The sequence below is a fragment of the Streptomyces telluris genome (assembly GCF_024519335.1).
In the GTDB taxonomy this organism is placed as follows: domain Bacteria; phylum Actinomycetota; class Actinomycetes; order Streptomycetales; family Streptomycetaceae; genus Streptomyces; species Streptomyces telluris.
Map to the genome: position 1 here is coordinate 30,714 of NZ_JANIID010000025.1, position 16,640 is coordinate 47,353.

The following is a 16,640-nucleotide window of genomic DNA, read 5'->3' on the forward strand; positions in this document are numbered from 1 at the left end:
CTCATACGCTGCCGGACCGCGGCATGGCCAGAGCCGCCACGAGCGCGGCAGCAGCCACGCACCCGGCACAGACAAGGAACGCGACGCCATAACCGTGCGCCAGCGCGGCCGCCCCGTGCGCGCCACCACGCCCGGGATGCGCGGCCGCCCATGCGTCCGCCGTCGTGGCCGAGACCGTGCTGGTCACGGCCAGCCCGACGGCCCCACTGGTCTGCCGGACCGTGTTCAGCACCCCCGCGGCCAGACCGCTGCGCGCCGGTGGGACGCCGCCGGTCGCCGCCACCGTGATCGGGGTGAACGCGGCGGCCGTTCCGAACCCGAACACCACGCCGGAGACCACCACCGTCAGCAGGCAGGAAGAGCCGTCCGCGCCCAGCGACGCCGCCACACCCGCGAAGCCTGCCGCGCCCAACAGGCAGCACACCACGGCGGTCCGGCGCGGCCCGAACCGTAGCGTCAGCGCCCCGGCCGCCCGGGCGCCGGCGAACATCGCCGCCCCGACCGGCAGGTAGCCGAGCCCGGCGCGCAGCGGCGACCAGCCGTGCACGTCCTGAAGATACAGCGACAACAGGATGGGGCTGGCGAAGAAACCCAGGCCGAGCAGCAGCATCACCACGTTGCCGCTGCTCACCGCGCGAAGCCGGAAGAGGTCGAGCGCGAGCAGCGGCTGCCGGGCCCACCGCGCCTGATGCAGCACAAGAATCCCCAGCAGCACGACCCCGCCGGCCATCGGGCCCGTGGCCTGCGGGCTCGTCCATCCCGCGACGGCGGCACGCATCACCGCATACACCACGCCCGTCAGCCCGGCCGTGGCCAGTCCGGCCCCCACGACGTCGAGGGGCGGCCGGCCGGAGCGGTCGTGCCGCGGCAGCCCGCGCGCGGCGCCGACCAGGCACAGCACCCCGATCGGGACGGTCACGAAGAACACCCAGCGCCACCCGGCCCACTGGATGAGGACGCCGCCGACCACCGGCCCGGACGCGGCACCGGCCGCTCCGACCGCGCTCCACAGGCTCAGTACCCGTGCGCGTCGGTCCGGTTCGGTGAACGTCGTGGTCAGCAGCGACAGCGTCACCGGCATCAGCAGGGCCCCACCGAGCCCCTGCACGGCCCGCGCGGCCAGCAGCGCCTCCGCTGTCACCGCGAAGCCGCAGGCGACCATGCCGGCAGTGAAGAGTGCCGCCCCGGTCAGCAGCGTCGCCCGGTGGCCGAACACGTCCGCGCACCGGCCGCCGAGCAGCAGGAAGCCCGCGAAGGCGAGGGTGTAGGCGTTGACCACCCAAGGCAGGGCTGCCGGTGAGAAGCCGAGCGCGGTCCGGATGGCGGGCAGCGTCACCGACACGATGGTGGCGTCCAGGATGACGACGAACGAACCAGTACAGGCCAGGCCCATCACCAGCCGTTCGCCTCCGTGGGTACAGAGGGTACTGCCGACACGACGGGTACGCCGCTCCGCGGGCCGGTCCGTTCCTGCTTCCGTTCCTGCTTCCCTGCCTGCTTCCACGGTGGGCTCCACGGCGGGCTCCAACTCCGGTCGCGTACTCATGCGGGCTCCTCGTCGTCCGGCCGGACGCTGATGTCCGGGCGCAGCACGGGCCGGGCGTCGCCCGCCGCCGGGACGTCGAACAGGCCGTCGACAGCAGGGCGCTGGGCGGTGTACGCAGCCTCGAATCCGGTGATCTCCCGCTCGCCTGCGGGCAGCCCGGCTGCGGCCAGCAGGCTCCGCACCCGGACAGCCGCATCGGGCTGTGTGGCGGTTCCTTCACGCAGATGGTGCTCCCCGCATCCCGCGGCGGCACGTGCATGCGGTGCCGCGGCCACGGACACGGACACGGACACGGCCACGGTCGCGGACAGATCAGGGATGCGACGGTGCCAGTCGGTGTGCTGCTGGAAGGCGTCCCCGACCCGCAGGATCGCCGCCTCGCCCGCCACCGGGCCTGCGATCTGCATCGACAGGGGCAGACCCGTCGCCGTGCGGCCCATCGGCACCGCGAGGACGGGGTTGGTCAAGGGATTCCAGTACGGGGTGTAGATCTGCCCGAACACACCCGCGTGGTCCTGGTGCCCCGCCTCGTCGGCCAGGGCGGCGAACGGCGGTGCCCCGACCGACGCGGTCGGGCACACGATCACGTCGACATCCGCGAACAGCGCGTCCACGGCCCGCTGCGCCACCGTGCGCACCCGCTGCGCCTGGACGTAGTCCGCGGCTGATATCAGGGCGCCCGTGGCAAGCAGGCCGCGCGCGGCCACGCCGTAGTCGTCCCAGTGCCGTGACAGGGCGGTGCGGTGGTGGGCGAGACCCTCGCCGGCCGCGGTCACGAACGTCGTGGTGATCATCTCGTGCCAGTAGGGCAGCCGGATCTCCACCGGGACGGCGCCGAGTCCGGCGAGCACCGACACTGCCTCGTCGAACGCGCCGGGCAGCGACGAATCGCCGTCCGCGGGGAGGTGGTGTTCCCGTACAACGCCGATCCGCAGTCCGTCCAGGCCCTCGCCGCACCCGGTGTCGTCGAAGGAGGCGTGGAAGGAGGCGTGGAAGGAGGCGCCGACGCCGTCGTGCTCTCCGGTGATGACGCCGAGCACCGCCGCGCAGTCCCTGGCGCTCCGGGCGAGCGGGCCGACCCGGTCGAGGCTGTACGCCAGCGGCACGCACCCCGCCACGGGCACCCGCCCGTACGTCGGCATCAGCCCGCTGACCCCGCAGAACGCGGCGGGCATCCGGATGCTGCCCCCGGTGTCGCTGCCGAGCCCGGCCAGGAACATCCCCGCCGCGAGGCCGCTGGCCGAGCCCGAACTGGAGCCCCCGGCCCAGGACTCGGTCCGCCACGGATTGCGCGGCAACGGGAAGGGCTTGTCTTCTTCCGGCAGCCCGCATCCGAACTCCATCGCGGTGGTCTTCCCGGTGATCACCGCCCCGGCAGCCCGCAGCCGGGCCACCACCGGGGCGTCCCTCCCGGCCCACCAGTCCCGGTCGTGGACCAGGCTCTGCGCGGTGGTCGGTCCGTCCGCCACCGCGATGGTGTCCTTGACTCCGAATGGGATCCCGTGCAGCGGCCCGCGGTCGATGCCGCGCGCCAATTCCTCGTCGGCGCGGCGGGCCGCCGCCCGGGCCTGCTCGACGAACCGCGTCACGTACACCCCGAGCGACCCGTCGGCCCGTTCGGCCGCGGCGACGGCGGCCTCGGTCAACCCGACGCTGGTCACGCTCCCGTCCCGCAACGCCTGCGCGGCTTCGGTCAAGGTCAGGGGCAGGGGAACGGGGATGGGCATGGGCATGGGCGTGGGCATCGGAATGGGCATGGGCAACGCTTCACTCACGCTTCACCTCCACATATCGGCGTCCATGAACGCGGACGGCCGGTGAGACGTGACCCTCCCAACTCAACCCGGGTTGAACGCAACTTCCTCGGCGCCGCACACCGCCGCCACGGCCCTGCGACCGTCGGCCCTATGGCGACCGCCTGACGTCGCCACACGGTCGTGCCGGCGGCGGTGAACACGGCCCACTCGCTCGGCCGGGTTGCCGTCGTGCCCGGGGACGATGTCCCGGATGGGGACGGGCTAGGGGTGTGACCTGGGGAAATGACCTGAGGGGGTGGGGATGTACAGTCGGCCGCGCCGAAAGGGAGGGCGGCATGGGGCCGTCCTTGCGGCGTTCACGGGGGCACGGGCACAGCATGGCGGTCGAGCGGATCAGCGGGCGTGAGGGCGAACTCGAAGCGATCGAGGCGTTCCTGACGGAGGTGCGCTCCGGCGCCGGCCGGGAGCTGGTCCTGCGCGGTGAGCCCGGGGCCGGGAAATCGACGCTCTTGCAGTACGCCGCCCGGCGCGCCGCTCCCGCGCGGGTGCTGTCGGCGACCGGTGCGGAGCCCGAGGCCGGGATGGCCTTCGCCGCGTTGCACCAGTTGCTGCGCCCGGTGATCGGGCTGGCGGACGCGCTGCCCGGCGCGCAGCGGGACGCCGTCCACGCTGCTCTGGGACTGGCTGAGCCTGCGGCAGCCCAGGACCGGTTCCTGGTGGCGGCCGGGGTGCTGTCCCTCCTGGTGGAGGCATCGGCGCCCGGGGGCATGGTGTGTGTCGTCGACGACTTCCAGTGGGTCGACCAGGCCTCTGCCGACGCTCTGCTGTTTGCGGCCCGGCGGTTCGGGGGTGAGGGGGCAGGGCTGCTGATCGGAACGCGTGACACCCCCGGGGCCAGGCAGGCGCTGCGCACCCTGCCCGCCGTGGACCTGACGGGTCTGGACGCCCAGGGTGCGCGCGAAGTGCTGGCGGCGTGTGCGACGGCCGAGCCTGTGCCTGCTGTGGTGGATGTCCTGACCGCGGCGACCGGAGGGAATCCGCTGGCCCTGCGGGAGACGGCCGGTCTGCTGACCGCGGAGCAGCTGACGGGCCGGGCGCCGCTGCCCGACCCGCTGCCCCTGGGCGACGGCATGGCCGGCGTCTACGGGGAGCAGATCGCGCGACTGCCCGAGGACACCCGGCTCGTCCTGCTCGCCGCCGCGTTGGAGGGGCGCGGTGACGTCCGGCTGATCCGGGCGGCCGGGGAGCGGCTCGGGGTGTCCCCCGATGCGCTGTACGTCGCCGAGGCGGCCGGTGTCGTCGAGATCCGGCCTGCCGAAGTCCGCTTCCGGCACCCGCTGATCCGTGCCGCCGTGCACGCCGGGGCCGGCCCGGCGACGCGTCGCGCGGTGCACGGCCACCTCGCCGCGCTGCTGTCCGAGGCGGGCGACCGCGACCGCGGGGCGCGGCACCGGGCGGAGGCCGCGACCGGCCCCGACGAGGAGATCGCCGCCGAACTCGCCGCCGCGGGCGAGCGGGCGTGCGCGCGCGGCGGTTACGCCGACGCCGCACGGATGCTGTCGTGGGCCGCCGAGCTGACCCCGGACGCGCGGGCCAGGGCCCGGCGGCTGAAGGACACCGCGGCGGCGGCATGGCTCGGCGGGCACCCCGGGCGGGCGCAGTCCGCCCTCGCGGCGGCCCGGGAACTCGCCGAGGAGCCCGTCCTGCTGGCCGAGATCGCACAGCTCAGCGGCCGGTTCGAACTGTCCTCCGGCAACGCCGCCGAGGCGCTGCGGGCCTTCCTGGATGCGGCGGAGCGCGCTGCGGTGCACACGCTGTCGGCGGACGGGTCGGCCAGGGGCGGGCCGGAGGCGGCGGGGTCTTCAGGCCCGAATGCGGGTGCGGGGTCTGCAGACCAGGGCGCGGGTGCCGCGGCTTCTCACGGTGCCGCGGGCGCGCCGCAGCCATCATGGGCCGACGATGCCCGGCGGGTCGTCCTCGCTCTGCTCGCTGATGCTGCGGAGGCTGCCTCCTACGTCGGCGACACCAGCGCCGCCATACGCATCGGTGCCCGGGCATCCGAACTGGCCCTCCCCGACGCGGCGACAGGGCCGGAGGAGGCTGCTGATGCGTTCCTGCGCGACATCCTGACCGGGATGGGCGCATGGCACGCCGGGGATACCGGTGAGGGCGCCCGTCTGCTGCGCCGCGCCCTGGCCGCCCTCCCGGACCACGACAACGACAACGACGCCGGCAGAGGCAGCGGCAGGGACAGTCACAGTGGCGGTGGCAGCGGTAGTGGCAGAGGCGACGGAGGGCAGGCCGCTCGCCTGCTGTGGGCAGCGGCCGCAGCCAGCCTGCTCGGCGAGAGTGATGCCGCCGCCCGCCACGGCGCCCGCGCCGGACGCGTCGCCAAGGTCTCCGGCATGGTGGGCACCCTGCCCGTCGTCCTGGAGAACGCCGCCACCGCCGAACGCATGAACAGCAACTACGCGCTCAGCACCGCCCTGTCCCAGGAAGGCCTGGCCCTCGCCCGGGAAGCCGGTCTCGACAACTCCGCCGCCGCCCACCTCGCCAACCTCGCCGTCTGCGCCGCCGTCCGCGGCCACGAAGACGATTGCCGCACGTACGCGCAGCAGGCCCTGGCCATCGCCATCCCGCACCGCCTCGGTCTGCGCGCCGGGATCGCGTCGTACGCACTGGGCCTGCTCGACCTCGGCCTCGGCCGCCACGACCGCGCCCACGAACGGCTCACCGCGCTGACCACGGCCAGGCCGGGCGCGGGGCACCCCGTCGTGGTGTGGGGTTCCACCGCCGACCGGGTCGAGGCCGCCGCGGCCGCCGGGGACCACGCAGCCGCCCGTACCGCCACCGCATTCCTGGAGCAGTGGTCGGCCCACGCCGCCTCGCCCCGGGCGCAGGCGGTACTCGCCCGCTGCCAGGCGCTGTCCACTGCTGACGACGGCGCCGCCCTCGACCTCCTGCGGCACGCACTCGAGCTCCTCGACACAGGCAATGACCGCGACGCCACCGCCTACGACCGGGCCCGCACCGCGCTCCTGCTGGGCGAGCGGCTGCGCCGCGACCGCCGCGCGAGCGAGGCACGCCCCCACCTGCGCGACGCCGCGGAAACCTTCCACCGCCTCGGGGCGGCTCCCTGGGAGCAGCGCGCGCAGGGCGAGCTACGGGCAGCAGGCGAGACGACCGAACCCGCCGGACCCGCCCTCCTGCAGACCCTCACCCCTCAGGAACTGCGCATCGCCCGCCTCGTCGCCGAAGGAGTGAGCAACAAGGACGTCGCCGCCCGACTCTTCCTGAGCCCGCGCACCGTCGAGTACCACCTGTACAAGGTCTACCCCAAGCTCGGCATCACCTCCCGCACCGAACTGGCCCGCCTGCTGCAGTGACAGACCACGGACCGGCACCTCGCCGGTGGGAACGCGGAGGATCCCGTAGCCCGGTGGAGCGGCGAAGCGGCGAAGCGGCGAAGCGGCGAAGCGGCGAAGCGGCGGGCTGTAGCCCCGGTAGCCCCACCCGTGGCACCAGTGGCACCAGTGGAACGCCAGTAGCCCGGCACCAGTGGTCCTACGGATACCACCGGTGGACCGGGGACGGCAGAGTTCTGCCTGTTCGCAACGACAGGCGGACAAAACGAGAACACGAACGCCAAGCGCGTCGTACCGAAAGCGGGGACAAGGAATGTCAGCGATGGGACGCATGGTCACGGTGGGCGACATCGAGCTGTGGACGGAGGAGTTCGGCGACCCCTCCCACCCGGCGGTACTGCTCATAGCCGGCTCGATGAGCCAGGGGCTGCTCTGGCCGGACGAGTTCATCGGCCGCCTCGCCGCAGCCGGCTACCACGTCGTGCGCTACGACCACCGGGACGTGGGCCGCTCCACCGCCCGCGACTTCGCCGAGCACCCCTACACCTGGGCCGACCTCAAAGCGGACGCCGTAGGCCTCATGGACGCCCTGGAGATCGGCTCCGCGCATCTCGTGGGGCACTCGGCGGGCGGGCTCCTCGCCCAGTGGATCGCCGTCGAGAACCCCGACCGGGTCGACAGCCTCACCGTGATCGGCTCCTCGCCCCTGGGCGAGCACGAAGGACAGGTCATCGTCCGCGCCCTGACCGGCGAGACGCAGCCTGAAGGCAGCCTGCCTGAGCCGGCACCGGAATTCACCGCGTTCTTCCGCCAGGCGGCCGTGAGCCCGCCGCCGACCACCCGGGCCGAAGCCATCGACTTCCAGATCGAACTCGCTCGCATACTCCACGGCACCGAGCGCCCCTCCGAATTCGACGAGGACGCCCAGCGCCGCCTCGAAGAAAAGCTCCACGACCGCATGCGCGACCCGCGCACCGCAGCAAACCACCGGCTCGCCGGAATGACCGACCTCGCATGCGAGCCGGTCGGGGCGCTGCCCCGGGTGACCGCCCCGACCCTCGTCATCGAAGGCACCGCCGAACCCGTCAAGCCCGGCCACGGCCGCCTGATCGCCCAGGCGATCGCCGGCGCCCACCTGATGATGGTCCCGGGCATGGGCCACATGCTCACCACGGGCGCCGTAGGACCGGTCGCCGACGCGCTCGTGGCACACCTGGAATCCGCCGCAACGACGGGGACCGCTCGGCCCGGCGCCCGCCCCGCGGACGCGTGACGGGAGCAGCTGCCCGGCGCGGGTGGTGGGGCGGGCCCTGACCGGCCCCCTGCCGCTTCGGGAGCCGGTCGCCAGGAGCCCGTCGGCGCCCGGCGCCTCGGCATCTCGGTGTCATCCTGCCCAGCAGGACGACACCGGGTCCTACCCGCCGTGACACCCCGATCACGGAACTGAGAGACTGGCCCCTCGATGCCCCGCAGACAGCGGGTAGCAGGCCGCAGGCAGCAACGTTGCACAGAGGTGAGGAGCCAGAGTGGTCACACCACCCCGTGCCCTGTCGGCGATCCCGGCACCCGCCGACGTGTGGATGCTGGTGCGGCAGCGGCCGGCCGTACTGCGCCGGTCCACTCGCGAACTGGCAGCAGCCCTTGCCGAGAGTTACGGCTCCCGCTTCGCCGTCTGGCACACCGACGAGCTCCTCTTCGGCGTCCAAGGCGGCCGGCTGGTGTTGCGCACCCTGGGCGGCGCGGACCTGCCCGCTCCTGGCGTGGTGTGCGTTCGCCAGGTGGCCGGCCCCATGCGCAACGACCGCGAGGTGACCTTGTTACGGCACCTTGAGCACATGGGCAGCACCCTCATCAACACGGTCGACGCCCAGCTCAAGTCCCGCAACAAGGTCTGGCAACTGCAGGAACTCGCCTTGGCCGGGCTGCCGGTGCCCGACACCGTCTCCTACGCCACCGCTCCCCTGGAAGGCGTCGTGCGCAGCCCTCACCTGGGCACGCCGTGCGTGGTGAAGTCCGTCAGCGGCGCCAAGGGCGGGCAGGTCTTCCTGGCCCCCGACCCGCATCTGCTCGGTGAGGTGGCCGGCAGCCTCACGCAGGAAGCACCGTTCCTCTTCCAGGAGCACATCGCTCACTCCCACGGCCGCACCCTGCGCGTGATCGTGGTCGGCGGCGAGCCGGTGGGCGTCGTACTGCACGCCTCCCACAACGGCACCCTCACCGCCAACATCGCCAAAGGCGGCTCCGCCACACTCTGCGCGGGCCGCTACCCGCAGGCAGAACAGCTGGCGGTGCGCGCAGCGCGTGCCCTGGGCCTGGACATCGCCGGAGTGGACCTGCTGTTCACCTCCGAAGACACCTTCACCATCTGCGAAGTGAACGCCGTCCCGGGCTGGCGCCCGGAAATGACCGCGGTCACCCCCGCCATCACAGCCCGCATCGCCCACGCCCTCTCAACCCGTCACCGCGAGACATCCCCGCCGGCCTCATGGGCGGCTCCCAGACCCACTGACACCGACCATGGTGGCGGCGCGAGGAGCTATCCGGCCGCCGGCGATCACTGAAAGTTGTGGTTGTCGGCCACGGTCATGGGCGGTCGGCGGCCGTGCGCCACGGCCGCCGGGAGAGGCGCGCCCACAGGGCATCCTGCTGATCGGCAGGGCGACCACGGTGGACGCGCGGTGAGCTTGGAGACGACCCTGGTCGATGCCGCACGCCCTTTCGGCGAGCTGCGACGCTGATCAATCGGGGACGCTGACCACTCGGGGCGCCCGCTCGCCGAATTCCGTCGCCGGAACGACGACAGGCCGTCAGGGACCAGCCCTCAGAACGACGACCGGAAGGAGTCGAGCGCGGCGTCCATGCGGGCCGCCTGGCCCTTGGTGAACATGAACATGCCCTTGTCGTCGGTGTAGTCCATGTAATTGACGAACATGTCGCCGTCCGGCCCGTTGCTGCACGTCAGGCTGGGGAAGGTCGGCGTGCCGAAATTGGGGCCGCCGGCATTGGGGGTGTCCGCGACGAAGTCGCTGCCGCTGCAGCCCTCGCCGTCGTCGCCCCATATGTGCCTCAGGTTGAGCCAGTGTCCCACCTCGTGGGTCGTCGTGCGCCCGAGGTTGAAGGGGGCCGAAGAGGTGCCGTTCGTACCGAAGAACCGGTGGCCGATGACCACTCCGTCCGTCTCGGGGGCACCGCCGGGGAACTGGGCGTAGCCGAGTATCTCATCGCCGTCGGCCGGGTTGAAGATGCGCGGGCAGACCCAGATGTTGAGGTACTTGTCGGCGGGCCACGCGTCGTGGCCGCCGGTCGACGCCGATTTCGCGTCATCGGTTCGTATGTTGAACCGTGTGGTCTGCGTCTGTGTGCGGGTGATGCCGTCGGTGGGCTGTCCTTCCGGGTCCTCGGTGGCCAGGTGGAACTGGATGCGGGCGTCGGCCACGAGCGGCTTCCAGACCGGTGGCACCTTGGCGACGTCAGGGTTCTGAGCTCGGAAATCCTGGTTCAGAACGTCGATCTGGCTGGTGATCTGGGCATCGCTGATGTTCTGCGCTGCGGTGTTGAACAGCACGTGCACCACGACCGGTATCCGGGTCGGGCCGACGCGTGCGGTGGACGCGGCGCCCGTCTCATAGGCGAAGGCCTGGTTCTCGATCTCGACACGCGCGGTGGCGTACGCCGGGTCCTCGGCCATCAGCCGGTGGTGCACCGGCATCGTGCCGCAGTCCCGTCGTTGTGGAATGCTGAGGTTGGTAGCGTCGTTCTCGGACACGCTGCACCTCCGGTTTCGGCCGCGCGAAAGCGGCTGTGGCCAGGTGGGCTTTTACCGTGTGCGGTAGTAGCGGTCGTCATCCTGCGAGGTGAACGACTCACGCGAAGTGAACAACTCACTACTAGGCTATCTTGAGTTGCAAATTGCCGCAAAAGGTGCATGCACGAGGAAGGCCGGGGCGTGAGCGAACTGCCTGCCGAACTGTTCCAGCACTGGGTCCACTCCTACGAGGACGACCGCGAGGGCGTAACGGTCTACCGGCCGGCCGGCTACCCCTTCCCGCCCGCTCGCGGCCGCAGGGGCATGGAGATCTCCCCCGACGGAACGTTCACCGACCACCCCATCGGCAGCCGCGACGTTCCCGGCAGCGTGGCGGGCCGATGGGAGGCGGCGACGGACGGCCGGTCACTCACCGTCACCTTCCCCGGAACGAGCCGTCCCGGACGGCGTCTGGAGATCCTGCACTGCGACGGGGCTTTGCTGAAGGTGCGTGCCTGACCACGTGCGCGCCTCATCCGCATGTGTCTGATCCGCGCCTGTGTCTGATCCGCGTGCGTGCCTGATACGCCACTACCGCCCGAGGTGCGCGCGGGCGAGGGCGGTCAGGACGGTGCGGGTCTTGGACACCTGCTGCGAGGGCGGCTGCACGCCCCGTTCCAGCAGGGCGTGTTCCAGCAGGTTCTGCGCGGCAGGGGCGTCGGCGGGACGTGCCCGGAGAGACAGCTCCAGGAAGCGCAGGCCGTTTCCGGCGTTCCAGAGCTCCGCGGTGAGCGGATGGACCAGGTCACGCCGTGCGGGCTTCCACTTCACGGCCTCGATCGGCCCGAGCGCCACGAGTCCCTCCAGCTCGTCGTCGCCGGCGCCGGCGCTCGCCAGCAGTACGCGCTGGTCCCCGGTCAGCCGCGGCCCTTGCGACGATCCGCCGCCGTGGGCATGGGCGACGGGCCGCTCGAAGGCGCCGTCCACCTTCAGCGAGGCCGCCCAGACGCGGGTGTCGCCCGTCCAGTCCTGTTCGATCTTGAATTCCCAATCCTTGCCGTCCCGGTTCGCACGCCAGCCCTCAGGCAGTGCATCCACGTCGCAGGGCCGGAGCTTGGCCGTGAGGTCGTCTTCGTCTCCCTTCACGGCCTTGCGCAGCCGGATGATGGCGCCGGCCTCCGACAGGGGGAGACGGATGTCGTCGCCGTTCTCGCTCGGCTTGTCCCAGAAGTAGACGGTCAGGCGCTTTCCCTCGTCGTCCTCAAGCCCGAGCAGCCGGCACGTGGCCTCGGCCGCCTCGCCCGGGATGATGAGCTTGATCTCGACGTCGGCGTCCTCGATCGCATTCGCCATGCCCCCTTTATCCCATCCGGTCCGGTGAAATGCCCGGCACACGGTGAGCGGCGCGGCGCGGCGAGCGCGGCCCGGTGGTTCCCGGAGGTCGTAACCTCGCGGCCGCCGTAACCTCCCGGGAGGGGCAGCGCCGTCCCGGCCAGGAGCCCGCCTCACCCACCCGGCAGGTTCAGCGAGCACGTGGCGCAGAGGGGACTCCAGAGCCATCTGGTTCAAGTGTGGTGTCCGAGCCCGGAGCCTCGGCTGTTACCCAAGGGTGTGGCCGAGGAGGGTGAGCAGGCGGTCCCAGTGGTGCTGCAGTGCGGCGGGGTCGAAGGCGTCGGTGTCGGACATGGTGAAGCCGTGGACCGTGCCGGGGTAGATCTCGGACGTGTAGACGACACCCGCGGCGTCGAGGGCCTGGTTGAGCTCGCCGAGGGCCTCGGGCGTCATGTCGGTTTCGGCGTGGCCGAGGTGGACCTGGGCGGTGAGCGTAGAGAGGAGGCGGCGCAGACTGTCGGGCCCGTCGGCGCCCACGGGGCCGTGGAATCCGGCGACGGCGGCCACCTGGCCGGGGTGGGCCGCGGCGGTGTGCATGGCCAGGAGGCCGCCTATGCAGTAACCGGTCACCGCGACCGGTCCGGCGCTGACCTCGGGCCGGCTGGTGAGGAAGCGGAGGTAGGCGTCGGCGTCGCGCCGGATGCGTTCCGCGGTGTGCGCCTTGATCAAGGGCATCAGCTGGGCGACGGCCTCGGACCGGATCTCTTCTCCGATGTGCTCGGGAAGTTCGATCAGGGGCGCCGGGCCGTGCCGGTAGAAGAAGTTGGGGACGAGCACGTAGTAGCCGTGCCCGGCCAGTTCGCGGGCCATCTCCTCCAGCACGGGCCGTATACCGAAGGCATCCGCGTACATCAGCACACCCGGGTGCCGGTGCTGCTCGCCGTGGTCGGGGAGGGCGGCGAACGCATCGGCCCGGCCGTCCGGGGTGGGAATCTGCAGCGTCTTGGTGGGCAAGTTCTTCCTTCTCTGAAGTTCACTCAACTGGCTAGGAAGTGCACTCAAATAGCGTTAGTTGCACTAACGTTATCGGCGTGAGCGAACGTACATCGTTAGCCCGACTAACGCAACGGGTAGGGTGGGCGCCATGACCGGAGCCGAAACCGAGGACACACCCGACGACAGCGCGCCCGAGGCGCTCAAGACGCCCGACAGGCTGCGCCGACGGGCGAGCCGGCTGCTGTCACAGCTGTCCACTCGGTCGGACAAACTGATCGCCGAGGGACTGGCTGCCCAGGCGGACGCCCGCAAATGGCACTACGCCGTGCTCGCCTCGCTGCAGGACTACGGGCCGGGCAGCCAAGCGACCCTCAGCGAGCGCACCGGCATCTACCGCAGCGACATGGTCGGCGTGCTCAACGAACTGGCCGAACGCGACCTCGTCGAGCGGGCCCCGGATCCCGACGACCGGCGCCGCAACATCATCACGATCTCCGCCCGAGGCCGCCGACGGCTGCACCGCCTCGACAAGGTCCTGGACGACCTCCACGACGAACTGCTGGCGCCGCTGGACCCGGCCGAACGCGACCAGTTCGTGCAGCTGCTCACCCGCCTGCTGGACCACCACACCCGGGCCCCCTGACGGTGCGCAGCGGCAGCAACCGGCAGCAACGCTGCCCGGAACGCTGCTCCGTGGATGGTCACTGGGGGTGGCCCTGAAACGCCGAGCCGGGAGGCGGGCCCCGGAAGTGTTACGGCCACAGGCGGCGATGAGCGGAGCGACGGCCAGGGCTGTACGTCCCACCCCGCCCACCGCTCGCTCACCGTCTCGGCCCGCGGATCAGCGGACCTGCTGCCTACCTGCCTACCTGCCTACCTGCCTACCTGCCTACCTGCCTACCTGCCTAGGCCAGGGTGCCGCAGTTCGTCTTGTAGCGGGCCACGACATAGCCGTCGATCTCGCCGCCCCAGTCCACACACTTGCCCTTGGCGTCCAGGTGGACCGGACCCGAGTACGAGGTGAAGAAGCCGTACTGCTCCTGCTTCGACTTCAGTTCCTGGTTGCGCTGGAGCCAGGAACCCACCCACAGCCGCGAGCCTGCCGAGCTGTTCCGCTTGGTGATCACGCAGTTCTTCCCGGTGGCCTTGTTGTAGGCCAGGAAGACCGTCCCGCGGCCGGGGATCGGGATCTGGTTGACCTGCGCGTAGCCGGTACCGCACTCCTGGTTGTACGCGGCGGCAGCACGGGCCGGAGCGGCAACGGACGTCCCGCCGCCCGCCACCAGCGCGGTGGCGGTCGTGGCGGTGACGAGCAGCGCAGCTCCCGCAACGCGGGCACGTACAGCACGTTTCACTGTGTCCTCCGTAGAAGTCGCAAGTCGCATGGTGCCGGTTGATGGACGTGCGCGGGACGGCCGTCTCCGTGCCCACACAGACACTCCACGCCCCAAAGGGGTTGCACGCCCCCTCATCCCCACACATCAGAACCGGCCACCACGCCGCACGACGGGAACCCGTCGTCGACCAGCCCCCTCCCCCTCCCCCTCCCCCTCCGTCTGCGTCCCACCCGGAGCCGAGGTCGATTGTCAGTGGTGGGTGCGAGGATCGGAGTACCGAGTCGGAAGACAACAAAAGGGGGAGCCGCCATGTCCGGAAACCAGAACTACATCAACCACGTTGCTCTCGTGCTGGATGCCAGTTCGTCCATGTCGCGCCTGAGCCGCAAGGTCGTCGAGGTCGCCGACCAGCAGATCGCCTATCTGGCCCGCCGGTCGAAGGAACTGGACCAGGAAACCCGCGTCACCGTGTATGTCTTCGCAAACACGGTGGAGTGCGTTATTTACGACAAGGACGTGCTGCGGATGCCGTCCCTGAAGCAGCTGTACCAGGTCAATGGAATGACGGCTCTTCTGGCAGCTGCGCTCAAGTCGCAGCAGGAACTGGCGCAGACAGCTCAGCTGTACGGCGACCACAGCTTCCTGACGTTCATCCTGACCGACGGGCAGGAGAACGCAAGCCACCGCTGCCCGGGCGCTCCTGCCAAGGATCCGCGTGAACTGGTACAGGCCGTGGCCGAGATGATCGCGACACAGGATGACAACTGGACGCTGGCCGTTCTCGTGCCGGACCAGATGGGCAAGCGCGAGGCCATGCAGTACGGCTTCCCGAAGGACAACATCGCCATCTGGGACGCCACGAGCACCCAGGGCCTGGAAGAAGCCGGGCAGGTCATCCAGCAGGCCACCGAGAAATTCATGATCGGCCGCACCCAGGGCATCCGGGGAACGCGGGCGGTGTTCTCCACGGGTGCGGAGGCGGTCAATAAGGAGACCATCAAGGCTGCCGGTCTCACCCCGGTGAACCCGTCGGAATACCAGCTGATCCCGGTGACTCGCGAAGCGGCCATCCGGGAATGGATCACCGAAAGCGGGCACACGTACCGTACCGGTTGCGCGTTCTATCAGCTGAGCAAGACGGAAAAGGTCCAGGCGAAGAAGCAGATCGCGGTGCTGGAGAAGAAGACGGACCGGGTGTACACCGGACCGGAGGCCCGGGCCCTGCTCGGCCTGCCGGACATGGAAGTCCGCATCAAGCCGGACCACAACGACGACTTCACCATTTTCGTGCAGAGCACCAGCGTCAACCGGAAGCTCGTGCCGAACACCCGGGTGCTTTTCATGAACTGACATTTTGGAAGCTACGAACCGGCGCCTCGGGAGCCGCCGCCGGCCCGGCCGGAGAGGCTCCCTGCGCGTTCAACAATCCGTCCAGGCCGGCTCAGGCAGTCGCCTCTTCATGCCCGCTGCGAACGCGAGCGCTTGGATACACTTCGCGCTCGATGCGCGGCATGATCTCAGGGATGTAGATCTTCTGGATGGCGTCACCGGCATCGTGAGCCTCCCAGTGGGCGCGGCTGGCCCAGTGCTCGACCAGGACGAATCTGCTTGGTTCCTCGTGTGACTGGTAGGCCTCCCAGCTGACGCAACCGTCCTCTGCCAGACACAACGCGCGCATGCGACTCAAAGCGTCGGCAACTATGGCGATATCAGGGGCCTCGGTGACCCGGATGATGACGATGAGGTCGAACAAGGTTGCTCCTCAAGGGCGGGGCGGGCCGCCGCCGTCGCGGGGGCCCGGGCAGCCGGTCAGAGGAAGCGATCTGCCATCGCTCTTACCGACCCGGTTGCCGACCTGCACCTTCACAAGGTCTGAAGCGGGAGCGCAAGATCGTTTCAGCGTGGTGTCCCGGTCTGTGACCATCACAATGGCCGATCCCGCCGGGGAACAGCCCATGTTCGACGGTCGGTGGAATCCCACCAGGTGGTGAGCGGTCCGGGTCCGGGTCCGGGTCCGGGTGCGGAGGTCAAGCCTGCGGCTGCCCACCGGCCGGACCCGGCTGCCGGGCTGCCGGGCTGCCGCAGGCGCGGCACCGGTGACTCTCCGCATGGCCGATCACCGGACCGGCCTTACCCAACGCCCCCTTTCACTTGCCGACGTTGCACGATTCGCCCGGAGGCACCGCATCAAGTGGGCTGCGTACGCAACGTCAAAACCCCAGATGACCATGGCGTGAGAAACAAGGTTCCAGCTTGCTCCCACGCCCAAGCCGACCACGCTCACCACAACAGCTGTACCGAAACCGGCGAGCACGGCAGCAGCGTCAGGCCGTAGCCGGTCCGTCGGCCGCTCGAAGTAGAGCCGGGCAGGGATGGTAAGGCAGAGCACCACTACTCCTGCTTGCACGATCCACATAGAGACGACAGCTCCTGATCCCCGACAGTCACCACAGATCACACCGGTGGACAGCAGCACGGCCCGCGTCGTACGTCACCGCACGCCCCCGCCGTCACGCGAGCCGCCGTCCCCCCGGCACACACCAACAACGCCCCGCAACCCCC

The 16,640-nt window shown here is 70.7% G+C and carries 13 protein-coding genes; 6 read left to right on the top strand and 7 right to left on the bottom strand.

Going from position 1 to position 16,640, the window contains the following annotated elements; all coding sequences use genetic code 11:
- Position 1: 1 nt before the first annotated feature.
- Complete coding sequence (locus tag NQU55_RS24325) at positions 2–1,546, bottom strand: DHA2 family efflux MFS transporter permease subunit (RefSeq protein WP_206329579.1); 1,545 nt, start codon at positions 1,544–1,546, stop codon at positions 2–4.
- On the bottom strand, positions 1,543–3,303 hold the full coding sequence (locus NQU55_RS24330; protein ID WP_256791115.1) for an amidase: 1,761 nt from the start codon (positions 3,301–3,303) through the stop codon (positions 1,543–1,545). Before NQU55_RS24330 ends, NQU55_RS24325 begins: the two co-directional genes overlap by 4 nt.
- A 377-nt stretch (positions 3,304–3,680) precedes the next feature.
- Here NQU55_RS24330 and NQU55_RS24335 point away from each other — a divergent pair, with 377 nt between their 5' ends.
- From NQU55_RS24335 to NQU55_RS24345, 3 genes are all read left to right on the top strand, one after another.
- Positions 3,681–6,689 carry an AAA family ATPase gene (locus NQU55_RS24335; RefSeq protein ID WP_256791117.1) on the top strand — a complete coding sequence of 1,003 codons (3,009 nt, stop codon included), beginning with the start codon at positions 3,681–3,683 and terminating at the stop codon, positions 6,687–6,689.
- Positions 6,690–6,990: 301 nt separating this feature from the next.
- The gene (locus tag NQU55_RS24340; protein WP_240977006.1) at positions 6,991–7,941 is read left to right on the top strand and encodes an alpha/beta fold hydrolase; all 951 of its coding nucleotides are present in this window, start codon (positions 6,991–6,993) and stop codon (positions 7,939–7,941) included.
- A gap of 253 nt (positions 7,942–8,194) precedes the next feature.
- On the top strand, positions 8,195–9,229 hold the full coding sequence (locus NQU55_RS24345) for a RimK family alpha-L-glutamate ligase (RefSeq protein ID WP_256791118.1): 1,035 nt from the start codon (positions 8,195–8,197) through the stop codon (positions 9,227–9,229).
- 260 nt (positions 9,230–9,489) lie between these two features.
- Here the strand turns inward: NQU55_RS24345 and NQU55_RS24350 are convergent, their stop codons facing one another.
- Positions 9,490–10,434 (bottom strand): zinc metalloprotease, encoded by a 945-nt coding sequence (locus tag NQU55_RS24350; protein ID WP_256791121.1) that lies wholly within the window; start codon positions 10,432–10,434, stop codon positions 9,490–9,492.
- Positions 10,435–10,614: 180 nt separating this feature from the next.
- Between NQU55_RS24350 and NQU55_RS24355 the strand changes: the two genes are divergently transcribed.
- Positions 10,615–10,932 carry a hypothetical protein gene (locus NQU55_RS24355; RefSeq protein WP_168096606.1) on the top strand — a complete coding sequence of 106 codons (318 nt, stop codon included), beginning with the start codon at positions 10,615–10,617 and terminating at the stop codon, positions 10,930–10,932.
- 72 nt (positions 10,933–11,004) lie between these two features.
- Here the strand turns inward: NQU55_RS24355 and NQU55_RS24360 are convergent, their stop codons facing one another.
- Positions 11,005–11,766, bottom strand: coding sequence for a hypothetical protein (locus NQU55_RS24360; RefSeq protein ID WP_168096605.1), 762 nt, complete (start codon positions 11,764–11,766; stop codon positions 11,005–11,007).
- 246 nt (positions 11,767–12,012) lie between these two features.
- Positions 12,013–12,759, bottom strand: a complete 747-nt coding sequence (locus NQU55_RS24365; protein ID WP_168096604.1) for a dienelactone hydrolase family protein — start codon at positions 12,757–12,759, stop codon at positions 12,013–12,015.
- A gap of 130 nt (positions 12,760–12,889) precedes the next feature.
- On the opposite strand from NQU55_RS24365, the gene NQU55_RS24370 reads away from it, so the two are divergent.
- A complete protein-coding gene (locus tag NQU55_RS24370) occupies positions 12,890–13,384 on the top strand; it encodes a MarR family winged helix-turn-helix transcriptional regulator (RefSeq protein WP_168096603.1) in 495 nt (164 codons plus the stop codon).
- Positions 13,385–13,646: 262 nt separating this feature from the next.
- Here the strand turns inward: NQU55_RS24370 and NQU55_RS24375 are convergent, their stop codons facing one another.
- Entirely contained in the window at positions 13,647–14,096 is a 450-nt protein-coding gene (locus NQU55_RS24375; protein WP_256791123.1) for a spore-associated protein A, read from the bottom strand.
- Positions 14,097–14,387: 291 nt separating this feature from the next.
- Between NQU55_RS24375 and NQU55_RS24380 the strand changes: the two genes are divergently transcribed.
- Positions 14,388–15,428, top strand: coding sequence for a vWA domain-containing protein (locus NQU55_RS24380; protein ID WP_256791124.1), 1,041 nt, complete (start codon positions 14,388–14,390; stop codon positions 15,426–15,428).
- Between the two features lie 91 nt (positions 15,429–15,519).
- Here NQU55_RS24380 and NQU55_RS24385 read toward each other — a convergent pair whose 3' ends face one another.
- Positions 15,520–15,831, bottom strand: coding sequence for a putative quinol monooxygenase (locus NQU55_RS24385; protein WP_168096595.1), 312 nt, complete (start codon positions 15,829–15,831; stop codon positions 15,520–15,522).
- Positions 15,832–16,640 lie beyond the last annotated feature (809 nt).

Coding starts and splice junctions, on each gene's coding strand:
- NQU55_RS24335 (WP_256791117.1), top strand. CDS start 3,681: ATGGCGGTCGAGCGGATCAGCGGGCGTGAGGGCGAACTCGAAGCGATC.
- NQU55_RS24330 (WP_256791115.1), bottom strand. CDS start 3,303: ATGCCCATTCCGATGCCCACGCCCATGCCCATGCCCATCCCCGTTCCC.
- NQU55_RS24380 (WP_256791124.1), top strand. CDS start 14,388: ATGTCCGGAAACCAGAACTACATCAACCACGTTGCTCTCGTGCTGGAT.
- NQU55_RS24340 (WP_240977006.1), top strand. CDS start 6,991: ATGGGACGCATGGTCACGGTGGGCGACATCGAGCTGTGGACGGAGGAG.
- NQU55_RS24360 (WP_168096605.1), bottom strand. CDS start 11,766: ATGGCGAATGCGATCGAGGACGCCGACGTCGAGATCAAGCTCATCATC.
- NQU55_RS24370 (WP_168096603.1), top strand. CDS start 12,890: ATGACCGGAGCCGAAACCGAGGACACACCCGACGACAGCGCGCCCGAG.
- NQU55_RS24325 (WP_206329579.1), bottom strand. CDS start 1,546: ATGAGTACGCGACCGGAGTTGGAGCCCGCCGTGGAGCCCACCGTGGAA.